Genomic DNA, 13,135 nt, shown 5'->3' on the forward strand with positions numbered 1-13,135 from the left:
GATCGAGAAGCTGAAGATGCAGCTCGCCATTTTGCGGCGTGCGCGCTTCGGGCGATCGTCGGAAAAACTCGACCGCGATATCGAGCAACTCGAACTGCTGATCGGCGATATCGAGGAAAGCGACGCCTGCCCTCGGAAGGCGAAGCGGATGGCCTCATGCAGCCGGCGATTTTGGAGACGCCGACGAGTCATGCTCGCCCCCGCGTCGGTGCACATTCGTTGCATGTCCAAACCTGCCGCCCGTCGTGGTCAGGCCAGGCGAAGGTCGCGAGATGGCTGCAGCGGCAGAAGCGGTCGGTGGAATGATCGCGTGCGGCCTCGGCATTCCGGCGGTCGGCGTCGCGCTGGAGGCGCTCGCGATCGTAGGCGCGCTCTGCCCGCAACTCGACGAGCAGCGCCTCCCGATGTTCGGATAGAGCCGGCTTGAGACGCTCCAACGTTTCCGCCGGACCGCGACAGGCGAGCTTGCCGGCAGGCGAGACGCGAAGGGACAGTCCCGCGGCTCTAGCCTCTTTGAGAAGCCGGGCGGCGCTCATAGCTCGATCTCCGCCTCTGTAGCGTCGTCACCCGGAGTTTCCTGATGGGCGGATTGGCGTGGGTGATCTTCGTCCGCACCGTCCGCATCGGTCTCGCCATTGGTTTTCAAGGGCTTTGCGCGGATCGTGGAGCCATCGGCATTCCTTGAACCGTCCGCACCGTCGCCGACCATCCGCAAGCCTCGCGTCGCAAAACCATTGGCGGGAATGAGCTTCGGCTGATCGGCGGACGGTGCAGACGATGCGGACGGTCGCGCACCTCCGGTTTCTGGCGCTGATGATTGCCCAGTCGTGATGCGGATCATCCGTGTCCGCGCCCGGCCTTCGCGCTCAAAGCCGATGTCGATGGCGATCTTGCGCAGGAAGGTGGCTGCCCGGCGCAGGCGACCCGCCAGCGCCCGAGGGCTATCAGGCCAGGTCTTCGCCTTGGCGGCGCGCTCACCCGCCAATTCGGCAAGGGCGCCCAGAAGCTCCGAGGCGGTTCCCGTCCACTCCGTCCGCGTTGCCATCAGCGCCCGCACCGCGGCGGCGATCAGATCGGCGTCGATCACGCCCTCGACCGCTTGGTCGCGATTGCCGTTATAGGACGACCAGAACGTGCCTGTCGGCCAGAGCGCGGGCTCGCAGGCGGTCGCCCATAGCGCGAAATCGGCCATGCGCGGCAGCCTCGGCAGATGGGTCTCAGTCAGGCGCTTTAGGCCCTCGACCACCGCGTCGAACAGCACGCCGAGGAGACGCGGGCGCTCGGTCTCGAACGCCGCCCAGAGTTCCGTCTCAGGTCGGCGGTGCTCCTCAGGGATTGGCTCCAGCGTCAGGAACACCGCGCGATCGGCAAGATCGGGCCGGGTCACAATCTCCTCGATGCCGTTCAGGATCACCGGTCGCGCGGCGTCGAACAGCACTTCGTCCTGATCGGAATAGAGCTGGCGCACCGCAAACCCGCCGCCCGTAGACAAGCGGCAAAGCGTGTCCGATATCCACGCCGGCAGGCCCGACACATTGTCGAAGGCGAGCACATGGCCGTTGCTGGCGGCGATGAACAGGTCGCGATCCTCGCGCGGTAAGGCCCGAAGCGGCGCGGTATTCGGATCGAGCAGCGCCCGCAGGATTGCCGAGAAGGTGGACTTCGCCGATCCCTGCTCGCCGGACAGTATAAGCACCGGATAGGGACCGCGATTGCGTAAGACAGCGAGCGCCCAGGCGACCACCAGCACAAAATCTTCGTCGGTGTGCACGTTGAGGAACGAGCGCAGCGTGGCGATCGATCCGCCACCCACGGGGATCGGTATCGGCTTCATGCCAGATGCGCGGCGGAAGCGAACCGGCGGATTGTCGATGACGCGCCAGCCGGTGGCGTCGATCTCCACCGCCCGCCATCGCTCGTCGCCAAGGTCGAGAGAGAGCCGGTTGTCGAGCCCACCGACGCGGATATGAACTTGCCGTTCCGGCGCATCGAAATGCGCCTTGGCTTCGATCACGTTGAGCGCCGATTGTAGCGCCTCGGAACTCGGCGCGCCGCCCGTCGCCTCGAAGAAGCGGCGCGCGAGCCAGCGACGAAATCCTTTCGCGCGGATCGGCCAGGTTTCGCGATGGCCGTTGATGTCGAGGTCGGCGAAGCCGGTGCCATCCGGCGCGTGGAACAGCTCGCCGGTCTGCGCAAGGTCAATCAGGATGTCGGCCTGCGTCTGGCCGCGCCCGCCCGCTTCGCCGCTTTCCTCGGCGATCGCGTCGTCAAGCGCCGTCACCCGGCAGCCGGCCTTCTTCAATTGCGTCCGCAGCGTCTCGAACGCGGCGCGATTGTCTCGCTTGAGTGCGGCGAGCCGTTCGAGCGCTTCCGGCGCGAAGGCAGCGCCAGGATCGGCGCTGGCCCGTCCGATGAGACCGTCCAGCGGGTCCTTATTCGAGTCGCCCGGCGGCGTCGCGGACGGACGGCCATTGCACGCTGGATCGACGACACCGATCGTCTCTTGCTTGTCGCGAATGTGCGCGGATTCTTCGGGCAGCGCGTCCAAATAAAGCAGCTCGTCGTCTGCGCCAAAAGCATTTTCGGCTTGTGATCGCACCGCCTGCCGCTCGCGATAATTGCGCGCTTCCTCGGCGCAATAGGCGTCACGCTCGGCGGCCGTCATCTCGGATTCAGCCATTGCCGCCGCCTTTCAGTTGATTGAACAGGCGCGCGGTCTTCTTCACGCGAGAAACAACATCGGCGAGGCGTTCGCGAGCTTCCGTATCATCGCCCACGTCGAGAGCGACAAAGGCCGCTAAGGACTGCGCGGGAACGTCGCCAAGCGCTTCAAGGCACGCCGCCCGTAGGAGATTGCTCGTCGAGAAATCGCTGACAGGCCGGCCGTGATAGTCGGCAAGTGCTTCGGCGAATGCGCGGGGGCAAGGGATTTTCGTCATCGCGCGATGCCTCCCTCGTTGAGGAAGGCGAGCAGCGATTGAAGATCATCGCCCTTCGCGCCGGTCGCGTCGTCGACCCAACGCCACGTCAGTCGATTGACCTTCAGCGACGGCCATCGGCGAGCGAGCGTCGCGCGGCTCGGAATCTCTTTGAGATTGAGGCCGGAGGTGCAATTTTCTGAATTGTCGACAGCCGCCAGCTTACGACATTCCCGAGGGTCGCTTCCCGCATTACGCAGGGGCGGCCCTCGCCATTTCGAAGAGGCCATTTTTCACGCCGCCGCGTCGGAGGTAGATTTCTGCGGAGCGCCGATTTTGGAAAGCGCCCAAGCGTCGAGAGCTTCCCGCGTGTAAAGGACGATGCGTCCCGCCTTGTGGAATTCAGGCGTGTCGCCGGTCACCGCGCCTTTCGCCAAGGTCTTCTCGGAACCGAACCCGAATGTTGCCCGAAGATATTCGCCAGCGGGTTTTCGGCGGAGAAATTTCGCGTCGCTCATTGCTGGTTCTCGCTGTTTGTTGTGCAACCAGCCAAACCACTTACAGGCGTTTTCTCATCGTTCCTAAACGGTGAACACGTTCATCACTTATTTCGCTTCTTGCGTTGCGGAAGCTCACCGCTATCTTCCCACGCACCGATCGCGGGTATTAATCGCGTCCGCGGGCACCGATCGCTCGATTCCCACCTCTCCTCCATTTTTTCTGCCAAAACGACTTGCGTGATGTCCGGTTGTTCGGCGCGTATCTGTTTTGCGAGGGCAAGGCCGTAAGCCTTCCATTTAGGGGCTCGCGCCTTGCCGCTTGCCAAGCCGCGCCGCCGTCCTGCGCTTTTGTCGGCGATATTCATGAGCGTCTGCGGGAAGTCCTTGGCGATATCCGCGAGGACCCGCGGGTCCTCCTTGCCGCACTCGTCGATAACTTTTGCGGGCTTCGCCCAGAATGAACGCCTCCCAGCGCGCTTTTTTGAAATCGCTGCCCAATCCATTCGAGGATCCGCCCTGTGAAAGCGAGCGCCCAGGCTCATGTCGATTTTCGGAAGGCCAATTTCGGGCGAAAGCTCATCCTCCGCTTCCGCCGACTCGGGGGCTTGTTTATCGTGCGGGTCGTGCATCGACGTGCTCCTAGCCACGTTGATGTTCGGGCCAGCGGGCGCTAACGACGCCCGTTGGCCATTCGCTATCAGACTCCGGCCTTGCGGGGACGGTCAAGCGGCGCGACCACGCCGCGATGCTTTCCGTCCATGGCCGAACTGATCGTCGCACCGATGGTATTGACCGCACGGCGCAGCGGGTCAGCGTCGAGATGGCTATATCGGGCCGTCGTCTGTGGCTGCGAATGTCCGAGCAGCTTGCCGATGATCGGAAGCCCCAGCGACGCACCCGCGCCGAATGACGCAAAGCTGTGGCGAAGATCGTGGAGTCGAACGCCTTCGAGGCCGGCGGCGCGCTTCACTGCCATCCATGGCTTGTTTAGGTCGGCGCGCGGCGCGCCTTCCTTGGTGCCGGCGATAATGTGGGGATTGCTTGCGATGCGCGGAAGCGACGCGAGCGCCTCTTGCGCGGCGGCCGAAAGATAGATCGGCTTGCGACCTGTCTTGCTGTCCGACAAAAAGAGGATGCCTCGCTCGAAATCGACTTGCTCCCATTTGGCGTCGAGAATTTCGCGTTTTCGGGCTCCCGTGAGAATGAGCAGCCGAAGCGCCGCAACAGCAAACGGATCGAGCTTTACGCGGCGGTTCTCTGGCTTCGGCGCGTGTTTCGCGTTCGGCTTCGTCTCGTCGACGGAGTAGGGGAGCCCTTCCGTCTCTGCCAGCCGTAGCGCATCACCGAGCCGAGCAAGCTCCTCGCTGGTCAGGAAGCGCTCGCGGCCTCGCTCCCGATACCGCTCGACGCCATGCGCCGGATTGGCGACCTTATCCGCCTCGTCGCGCCGCGCCGCCCAATTCCAGATTGCGCGAAAAAGTCCTATGGCATGATTGGCTTCAACCGGCGTGGCGGCCAGCTTCGCATGTAACCGGCCCACGTCCGCGCGCCTAATGTCGGTCAGGCGGCGCGAGCCGAACGCAGGCAGCAAGTGACGATCAAGCCAACGCCTATACTCTGCTCGCGTGCGCGGCTTGCACTTCATCGCAGCAGAAAGCGCCATGAAGTCATTGGCGACGGCCGCGAAGGTCCGCACTTCGCGCGCTTTGCGCCGCTCCTCGATCGGGTCCGCGCCCGTCTCGGCGGTGCCCAAGATCGTCTTCGCCTGAGAGCGAGCTTCGTCGGGCGTCAGGCGGCCATGCTCGCCAATGGTGACGCGGCGGGAGCGGCCATGCTGGCGATATTGCACGACGTAGACCTTGCGGCCCGTGGGGAAGGCCGCGACGCCAAAGCCCGCGAGCCCATCATCCCATAAGAACTCGCGGTCCTTGCCAGCCGGACATTGGAGTGCGGCAACGGCTCGTTTCGTGATCCGGCCCTGCGGCATGTCCAGGCCCTTTTCTTGGCGGGTGCAGATCTACTAATTTTAGATTACGGTAAGCGCTCGGTAAGCAAGAATAGGCTAACGCCATCGCTCACGAGAAATCAAGGGTTAATGCGAGAGGCAGGAAATGCAGCGGATTCTAGGAATTCTGTAACATCAGTAAAGCGCCAGATAAGCAAGACATTCAAATTCCCAAGCTGAATGTCGTGGGTTCGATTCCCATCGCCCGCTCCAATTTCCGGCGAGACGTGAGAAAAGCCCCCCGCGCCAGCGGGCGCCGCGGTTGAGCATCCTCGCCAAAAGTGCGAAGCGGGTGGCGATTGAATCGCCTTCGACCCGAAAGTGACCATGTCCAACGCCGCCGTCCACGCTCACGCGCCCGCCGCGCCGCTTAGCGCCCATAGATCGGGGCCGCTTTCGGGTCGCGTGCAGCCGCCGGGCGACAAATCGGTCTCCCATCGCGCGCTCATCTTCGGCCTGCTGGCGATCGGCGAGACCAGGATCGAAGGGTTGCTCGAGGGCGAGGACGTGCTGCGCACGGCGCAGGCCTGCCGCCAGCTCGGCGCGAAGATCCTGCGCCATGCCGATGGAGCCTGGAGCGTCTGGGGCGCCGGGCTCGGCTCCCTCCTGCAGCCCAGCGAGACTCTCGACTTCGGCAACGCCGGGACCGGCTCGCGGCTGATGATGGGCGTCGTCGCCGGTCATCCGATCGTCGCGCGTTTCGACGGCGACGCCTCGCTGCGCAAGCGGCCGATGAAGCGCATCCTCGATCCGCTGGCGCTGCAGGGCGCGCAGGTTCTGGAGCAGGCCGAGGGCGGTCGGCTGCCGCTCGTTCTGCAAGGATCGAGCGAAGCCTTGCCGGTTGAATATAAGACGCCGGTCGCCTCGGCGCAGATCAAATCCGCGGTGCTGCTCTGCGGGCTGAATTCGCCCGGCCAGACCAGCGTCATCGAGGCCGAGGCCTCGCGCGATCATACCGAGAAAATGCTGGCGCATTTCGGCGCGAAGGTCACGAGCGAAACGTATGGCGCGCATGGCCGCAAGATCACGCTCGACGGGCGACCGGAACTTTTGGCGCGCGACGTGCGGGTTCCCGCCGATCCGTCGTCGGCCGCCTTTCCGCTCGTCGCCGCGCTGATCGTCGAGGGCTCCGACATTGTCATCGAAGGCGTCATGACCAATCCGCTGCGCAGCGGGCTGTTAACGACGCTGCTGGAGATGGGCGCGGACATCACGTTGGAGAACAGGCGCGAGGAGGGCGGCGAGGAAGTCGCCGACATTCGCGCGCGCTACTCACATCTTGCCGGCGTCGATGTGCCGGCCGAGCGGGCGCCGTCAATGATTGACGAATATCCGATCCTCGCCGTCGCCGCGTCCTTTGCGCAAGGCGACACGCGGATGCGGGGGCTTTCTGAATTGCGGGTCAAGGAATCGGATCGGCTTGAGGCGGTCGCCGCCGGCCTCAAGGCCAATGGCGTCGATTGCGAGATTATCGGCGACGATCTCATCGTGCGCGGCGGTCGGGTCGCGGGCGGCGGCGAGGTCGAGACGCATCTCGATCACCGTATCGCCATGAGCTTCCTCGTCATGGGGCTCGCCGCGGAGAATCATGTCGTCGTCGACGACGAGACGATGATCGCGACGAGCTTTCCGGCCTTTCGCGCGCTGATGGAGCGTCTCGGAGCACGCTTCTCGTGAGCTTCGTCATCGCGATCGACGGCCCCGCGGCGTCGGGGAAGGGGACTCTGGCGCGACGGCTCGCGGCGCATTTCGGCCTGCCGCATCTCGACACCGGATTGCTCTATCGGGCGACGGCCTGCGCGCTTTTGGACGAGGGCTTGCCGCTCGACGATGTCGAGGCCGCGGTGGCGGCGGCGCGCAGCCTGTCGTTGGTCGATTTCGACGAGTCTCGGCTGCGCGCGCGCGACATGAGCGAGGCGGCCTCGGTCGTCGCCGCCATGCCGGCGGTGCGCGCCGCGCTCGTCGACATGCAGCGCGGCTTTGCCTCGCGGCCGGAAGGCGCCGTGCTCGACGGGCGCGACATCGGCACGGTGATCTGCCCCGACGCGACGGTGAAGATATTCGTCACCGCGGCGCCCGAGACTCGCGCGACGCGCCGCGCGCTCGAACTGGCGCGCTCGGGCGAAGAAGCCGACTATGCCGCCATTCTCGAAGATGTGAGGAAGCGCGACGCGCGCGACAGCGGGCGCAGCGCCGCGCCGCTGAAAGCGGCGGCCGACGCGGTGACGCTCGATACGACCGACCTCGATATCGAAGGGGCGTTTGCGGCCGCTCTAGCCGTGGCGCAACAGAAAATCGAACGGCAATGAGCGGCGGATCATCCGCCCCAAACGCCCCGTCATCGTCCGGATTGTTCCGCGGGCTGTGGCAGAAAACTCTTCTGCGCTGCGAACAGGGCGACGATTTGAGATTGCCGTTTCGAGCCCGTCTTTGCGAAGACCGACCTCACCTGGCTGCGGACGGTGCTCAATTTCACCTTGTGACGTTCGGCGATCTGATCGAGCGTCAGCCCTTCGGCGAGACCTCCGGCGACGCGCGCTTCGGTCGGCGTCAGGTCGAAGAGGCTTTGCACCAACGCCGGGTTGAGCACGGCTGACCGCGCGAGCGGCGTGACCGCCAGGACTCCCAGTCCGCCGCCAAAAAGATCGCGCGCGTTTCCGGTGACCGGAATCAGATGCATCACCGCCGGCCGATCGCCGGTTCCTTTCGAGGGAAAGGAGCGAATCGAGCCCGCCGACGGATTGCCGAGATCGGCGACAGCGGCTCGCAGCAATTTGTCGGCGGCGGGCTCGATGAGCGCGATGCGGTCGCGGGGCAACCAGACATGATGCGACGTGAGCTCCTCGATCAGTCCGTTCGCGGCGAGCACGCGACCTTCAACATCGAGTATCGCCGCTGGAACGCCAACAGTCGCCAGCGCCTCGGTCGCCGACCGCAGCCGTTCGAGGCGCCAGCGCGCTGCGAGCAGGCCGGCCCGGGCGAGGTGCGGGCGTAGCGCGTCGAGGCGGGCGAGATCTGCGCTCCCGAACGCCGGGTCCCCTTTTCGCCGCTTGACCTGAAACATGACGAGATCGCCATTGGGGATCGGCACGGCGGTGGCCGTGCAGTGATGAATGCCGTTTGGCGCGCACCACTCCCTGATGACCGGATCCTTGGCGAATTCCTCCTCGGTAAAGCCTTCCTGGTCGGCGACGAAACCGGCGCGATTGAAGGCAAGCAGCCGGCCGAGTACCTGGCTTCGCTCGAGACCGCCGCTGCTGAAGAACGCGTCGGCGCCCTTTTCCAGGGCGATCGAGCAGCGCCAGCCGAGCCAGGCGTCGGCGCGCCGCGCGATGATTGCGCCGCCCGCGGCTTCCGCCGACCTGCCGATGTCGTGCATGATCCGCGGCCAGCACTCAGGATCGGCTGCGGCGCCATAGATGTCGTCGACGATCGATTCGAAATCCGGCATGCGTAGATTCATAACCCAATATGTTAATTTACCAAATTGGGGTAATTCTCAGCGTTCCTCTACCGGCGCCGGGAATGCTCGATCGTTCCGCTGGTTTGTAGGCTGGCAGCCGCTCCAAATCGCTCATGACCGCCGAAGACAAACGCATTTTCCGCTTTGCGCCGTCGCCGAACGGTTATTTGCATCTCGGCCACGCTTATTCCGCGCTCTTGAATTTCGATCTCGCGCGGCAGGTCGGCGGGCGTCTTCTTTTGCGCATCGAAGATATCGATACGGGTCGCGCCCGACCTGAGTTCGAGGCGGCGATCTATGACGATCTCGCCTGGCTCGGGATCGACTGGGAGCGGCCGGCGCGCCGGCAGTCGGAGCATTTCGGCGATTATTCCGTCGCGCTCGAGCGGCTGGACGAGATGGGTTTCCTCTATGCCTGCGACTGCAGACGTTCGGACATTGCTCGGGCGACGGACGGGAAGCCGGACTGGCCGCGCGATCCCGACGGCTCGCCGCTCTATCCCGGAACATGCCGCGCCAAGCCGCGCCGTCCGGCGCGCGAAGCGCTTGCCGCGGGCGGCGTCGCCTTGCGGCTCGACATGCGCAAGGCGTCTGCGCTCGCGGGGCAGGGGCTGACCTGGCAGGAATTCGGCGCGCTCCCGCTGTCATCGAACGGCGACGAACTGGGCGCGACGATCGGCGCCGACCCGGCGCGATGGGGCGACGTCGTCCTCGCCCGCAAGGATACGCCGGCAAGCTATCACATCGCCGTCGTCGTCGACGATGCGCTGCAGGGCGTGACCGATGTCGTGCGCGGAAGCGATCTGTTCGAGGCGACAAGCCTGCATCGGCTGCTGCAGGTTCTGCTCGACCTGCCGGCGCCGGACTATCTGCACCACGATCTCATTCTGGACGAGAAGAGCGAGAAACTCGCAAAAAGCGTGGCGTCGACGGCGCTGCGGGCCTTGCGCGCCGAGGGCTGGACGCCCGCCGATGTCCGTCGGCGCATAGGACTATAGAGCCAAGATTCTTATACGCTCAGCGATCGATCGCAGTTGCTTCTCTTGCGTCGATCTCCGTGTGCGTCGCCGCACGAACATTTGCTCGGACTCCCGCTAGCTTTGGATCATCGAATTTGGAAAGCGCCAGGGGAGAGCGAAATGTTCGAGATCATTCAAAGCCTGATTGACCAGGAAGCCCAAATCCGCATTCCGGCGGCCCATCTGACGCCGCGCGCCAACCTTTATGAGCTGGGGATGACCCCCTATACGGCGATCCGTCTGCTGCTCGCGGTCGAGCGCGAATTCCGCATCGAATTCCCGCGCGACTCGCTCAACCGGGAGGCGATGGCGACGATCGAGCAGATCGTCCGCAGGGTTCGCGACAGCCAGTTCGTTCCGGCCTATGAGTGGCGCGACGCCGCTTGAAGAGACGCCGCTCGCGCCACCCGCGTTAGGCGATAATCGCCAAAACTATTTCGTTTCAAAGCTATTTCGTCTGCCGAGTCGCGATCTTGGCGTCGCTATTGGGCGCCCTGGCCATGAGCCCGTCGATGCGGTCGCGCTCTCTCCTGAACTCGACGAGAAGCCGGCCCTCAATTTCACGCGTGCGCGCGAGCTTGACGCGCATCGGATCGACGAAATGGCCGTTGACCATCACCTCGTAATGGAGGTGCGGTCCGGTGGACAATCCTGTCGAGCCAAGGAAGCCGATGACCTGGCCCTGCTTGACCCGCGAGCCTTCCCTCACGCTGCGCGCGAAGCCGGACATGTGATTATAGGTGGTGATGTAGCCGTTGGCGTGCTGGATTTCGACGCGGCGCCCATAGCCCGAATCCCATTGCGCCTTGATGATCGTGCCATTGCCGGCCGCAAGGATGGGCGTGCCGATCGGCGCCGCCCAATCGACGCCCGTGTGCATTTTGTAGTAGCCGAGGATCGGATGGCGACGCATGCCGAAGCCGGAGCGCGTCTCGCCATTCGAAATCGGCTTGCGCACCAGGAACTTGCGGCTCGAACGGCCATTCTCGTCGTAATAGTCGAGCAGCCCGTCGTCGGGCGTGAAGAAGCGGTAATATCGATAGGACTCGTTGCGGGTCGTCAGCGACGCATAGAGCAGCGCGTCGCGTCCGGCGGTCGCGCCTTCGTCCGCTTCGTCATAGAAGACGTCAAACGTGTCGCCGGCGGCGACGCCGCGCTGGAGATCGACGTCATTTGCGAATACCCGCACGAGCTCATTGATGATCGGTCGCGGAATCTGCTGTTTGAGAGCAGTTTCATAGAGGGAGTCGTAAAGGCGCATCGCGCCTTCGTCGTCGTTAATCCCGTCTCGAGACTTTGACCCGCCATCTTTGGCGAATGACGCCGGCCCGGTCGGCGTTTGCACGAATGCGCCCTTGTCCGTCGCCGCGACGATCGATTCGATCGATTCGTCATTGTAGACCGAGACGCGGGCGAGCTGCATGTTCTTGCCCGATCCGTCGAAGTCCGCGAAGAGCAGCTTGACCCGCTGGCCCTCGCGCACCGGCTCGCCGCGCTTGTTCTTGAAGGCCGCGGCGACCAGGGCGGCGCGGGACTGGGACACGCCGACGGCGTCCAGAACGTCGAAAAGCGTCTGGCCGCGCTTAACGACGACAAGCTTCTCTTCCATCTGCGTCGGCTGCGGCGTGTCGCGCGGCGCGATGGTGACGTTCTCCGCCACCATGCGCACTTCGATTCCGGAGAAGGGAGTCGTGAGCGATCCGCCCGGGGTCACATAGGCGAGCGCCAGCGGGTCGATCGCCGCGCGGCTCGTGCGCGTCAGCAGCATCTGGCCGGGCAGGGGCAACGCCGAAGCTTGCGGTCCTGCGGCGAGGCTGGACTTGACCTGCTCGACGACCTGCGCCTGCGCTTCGGCGAGCGTCAGCTGGGCGCTCTGCGCCATGACCGAGAAGGCGGCGAGGTCGCGGGTTTCGAACGATACTTCCGCCTGATCCGGCGCGAGATCGGCCTCGGCGGCGTTCTCGGGGACTCGGGCGTTTGTGATCAGCTTGAGCGGATTATAGGCGGGCACCTCGCTCGCGAAGGTCGAGGGGGCGAGAGCGAGAGTCGCGGCCACGCGCGTGAAGGCGCGGTTGCGCACGACCTCCTTGTCCCCGGCGCGCGAGGTGGTGGCGGCTTTGAACGTGTGTTTGGCCGCGACGACGTCGACCGCCCGCATCAGCCGGTCGCCTTTCTTGGGATTGACGGTCTGCTGCTCTTCGGAGTCGGCCCCGCGCGCCGTTTGCGCGCGGGTCGGCGCTTCAGCGAAGCGGGTCTGTTGATCGAGCGCCGTATAGGCCGCCGCGCTGATCAGCAGCGCGCCGGAAAGCCCGGTCAGCACCGTGCCGGAGAGCCAGCGCGTCGAGACGCGCCGCCTGTCGTCGGGAGTATGGCGACGGCCGTCAACCTCGATCGCGGGTTCGTCGCCCAACCAGTCGGGGCCGCCTTGCGCCGCGGGGACGAGGCGACCGGTCATTTGAACTGCCATTCAACCTAGCCGTTACGTTTCTCTTGTTGGTTTGGGGAGAGCCGCAGCGGCCGGCTTCTCCCGCGCCCGCCGTCAGCGCCTGTCGTCGATCGGCGGTTTCCTGTAGCGCTTTAGCTCGCTAAACCAATCCTCAAATATTGCGCTCGGTTCGTCAAACCGACGTATAGGACGAAGCCTCGGCATTATGGCCCTATTGCGGCGTAGGGAAACGCCCTTATCCACCGGCTAACGTCAGAAAAATCAGGGACTCCCCGGCGTCGCGACGAAATTGTAAAGTTTTTTTAGAACCGTGTTGACACCCGAAAGGGAGCCGAATATATACCAATCCATCGACGGCGGCGCTGCCAACGAGCAGCGAACGGTGTCGCTTCTTCGTCTGTCGGCAGGAACCAGCCACCCGGCTGAATGGTCGGGACGAAGACGCTTCGCCGGAAAAGCGTGAGCTTTTCGCCTCACTAATGCGCTGTTTGACAATCGAATCGGAAGAAAGAGAAACGTGGACGGCGGAGGTCCTTGCGGACCGCTTCTCCTCGGAGAGCGGTCGATGAGACACTCTGACGGTCACGTTTTCTAAGTACACCATTGTCTTCATCGTCGTGAGACGAGAAGGCGAGTGTGCTTGGGACTCGTCAAGAGAAGTGACCAGTCAGGACAAATCTCAAACTTGAGAGTTTGATCCTGGCTCAGAACGAACGCTGGCGGCAGGCCTAACACATGCAAGTCGAACGCCCTAGCAATAGGGAGTGGCAGACGGGTGAGTAAC

The 13,135-nt window shown here is 64.3% G+C and carries 13 protein-coding genes and 1 rRNA gene; 6 read left to right on the forward strand and 8 right to left on the reverse strand.

The window, feature by feature from the left end:
- The coding region (locus tag AB7I51_RS16200) for a transposase domain-containing protein (RefSeq protein ID WP_428405316.1) at positions 1-427 on the forward strand (427 nt) is incomplete at its 5' end.
- A 105-nt stretch (positions 428-532) separates the two neighbouring features.
- Here the strand turns inward: AB7I51_RS16200 and AB7I51_RS16205 are convergent.
- The 6 genes from AB7I51_RS16205 to AB7I51_RS16230 all read right to left on the reverse strand — a co-directional run bounded on the left by AB7I51_RS16205 (position 533) and on the right by AB7I51_RS16230 (position 5,405).
- Positions 533-2,680 (reverse strand): hypothetical protein, encoded by a 2,148-nt coding sequence (locus AB7I51_RS16205; RefSeq protein WP_428405317.1) that lies wholly within the window; start codon positions 2,678-2,680, stop codon positions 533-535.
- Entirely contained in the window at positions 2,673-2,939 is a 267-nt protein-coding gene (locus AB7I51_RS16210) for a hypothetical protein (RefSeq protein WP_428405318.1), read from the reverse strand. Before AB7I51_RS16210 ends, AB7I51_RS16205 begins: the two co-directional genes overlap by 8 nt.
- Positions 2,936-3,208, reverse strand: a complete 273-nt coding sequence (locus tag AB7I51_RS16215; protein ID WP_428405319.1) for a hypothetical protein — start codon at positions 3,206-3,208, stop codon at positions 2,936-2,938. Before AB7I51_RS16215 ends, AB7I51_RS16210 begins: the two co-directional genes overlap by 4 nt.
- Before the next feature lie 3 nt (positions 3,209-3,211).
- A complete protein-coding gene (locus AB7I51_RS16220) occupies positions 3,212-3,436 on the reverse strand; it encodes a hypothetical protein (RefSeq protein WP_428405320.1) in 225 nt (74 codons plus the stop codon).
- A gap of 83 nt (positions 3,437-3,519) precedes the next feature.
- Positions 3,520-4,047 carry a hypothetical protein gene (locus AB7I51_RS16225; RefSeq protein ID WP_428405321.1) on the reverse strand — a complete coding sequence of 176 codons (528 nt, stop codon included), beginning with the start codon at positions 4,045-4,047 and terminating at the stop codon, positions 3,520-3,522.
- A 68-nt stretch (positions 4,048-4,115) separates the two neighbouring features.
- Positions 4,116-5,405, reverse strand: coding sequence for a tyrosine-type recombinase/integrase (locus tag AB7I51_RS16230; protein ID WP_428405322.1), 1,290 nt, complete (start codon positions 5,403-5,405; stop codon positions 4,116-4,118).
- A gap of 345 nt (positions 5,406-5,750) precedes the next feature.
- Here AB7I51_RS16230 and aroA point away from each other — a divergent pair, with 345 nt between their 5' ends.
- A complete protein-coding gene (aroA, locus tag AB7I51_RS16235; RefSeq protein ID WP_428405323.1) occupies positions 5,751-7,100 on the forward strand; it encodes a 3-phosphoshikimate 1-carboxyvinyltransferase in 1,350 nt (449 codons plus the stop codon).
- Positions 7,097-7,732 carry a (d)CMP kinase gene (gene cmk / locus AB7I51_RS16240; RefSeq protein ID WP_428405324.1) on the forward strand — a complete coding sequence of 212 codons (636 nt, stop codon included), beginning with the start codon at positions 7,097-7,099 and terminating at the stop codon, positions 7,730-7,732. Before aroA ends, cmk begins: the two co-directional genes overlap by 4 nt.
- A 29-nt stretch (positions 7,733-7,761) precedes the next feature.
- Here cmk and AB7I51_RS16245 read toward each other — a convergent pair whose 3' ends face one another.
- On the reverse strand, positions 7,762-8,874 hold the full coding sequence (locus AB7I51_RS16245) for a helix-turn-helix transcriptional regulator (protein WP_428405325.1): 1,113 nt from the start codon (positions 8,872-8,874) through the stop codon (positions 7,762-7,764).
- Between the two features lie 125 nt (positions 8,875-8,999).
- Between AB7I51_RS16245 and gluQRS the strand changes: the two genes are divergently transcribed.
- Positions 9,000-9,884: a tRNA glutamyl-Q(34) synthetase GluQRS gene (gene gluQRS / locus AB7I51_RS16250; protein WP_428405326.1), complete on the forward strand. Its 885-nt coding sequence runs from the start codon at positions 9,000-9,002 to the stop codon at positions 9,882-9,884.
- A 141-nt stretch (positions 9,885-10,025) separates the two neighbouring features.
- On the forward strand, positions 10,026-10,292 hold the full coding sequence (locus AB7I51_RS16255; RefSeq protein ID WP_428405327.1) for a phosphopantetheine-binding protein: 267 nt from the start codon (positions 10,026-10,028) through the stop codon (positions 10,290-10,292).
- 61 nt (positions 10,293-10,353) lie between these two features.
- On the opposite strand, the gene AB7I51_RS16260 is transcribed toward AB7I51_RS16255, so the two are convergent.
- On the reverse strand, positions 10,354-12,372 hold the full coding sequence (locus tag AB7I51_RS16260) for a M23 family metallopeptidase (RefSeq protein ID WP_428405328.1): 2,019 nt from the start codon (positions 12,370-12,372) through the stop codon (positions 10,354-10,356).
- Between the two features lie 660 nt (positions 12,373-13,032).
- On the opposite strand from AB7I51_RS16260, the gene AB7I51_RS16265 reads away from it, so the two are divergent.
- Positions 13,033-13,135: ribosomal RNA gene (locus AB7I51_RS16265) — 16S ribosomal RNA — on the forward strand; the annotation flags it as partial.

Source organism: Methylocystis sp. (assembly GCF_050246715.1).
Taxonomy (GTDB): domain Bacteria; phylum Pseudomonadota; class Alphaproteobacteria; order Rhizobiales; family Beijerinckiaceae; genus Methylocystis.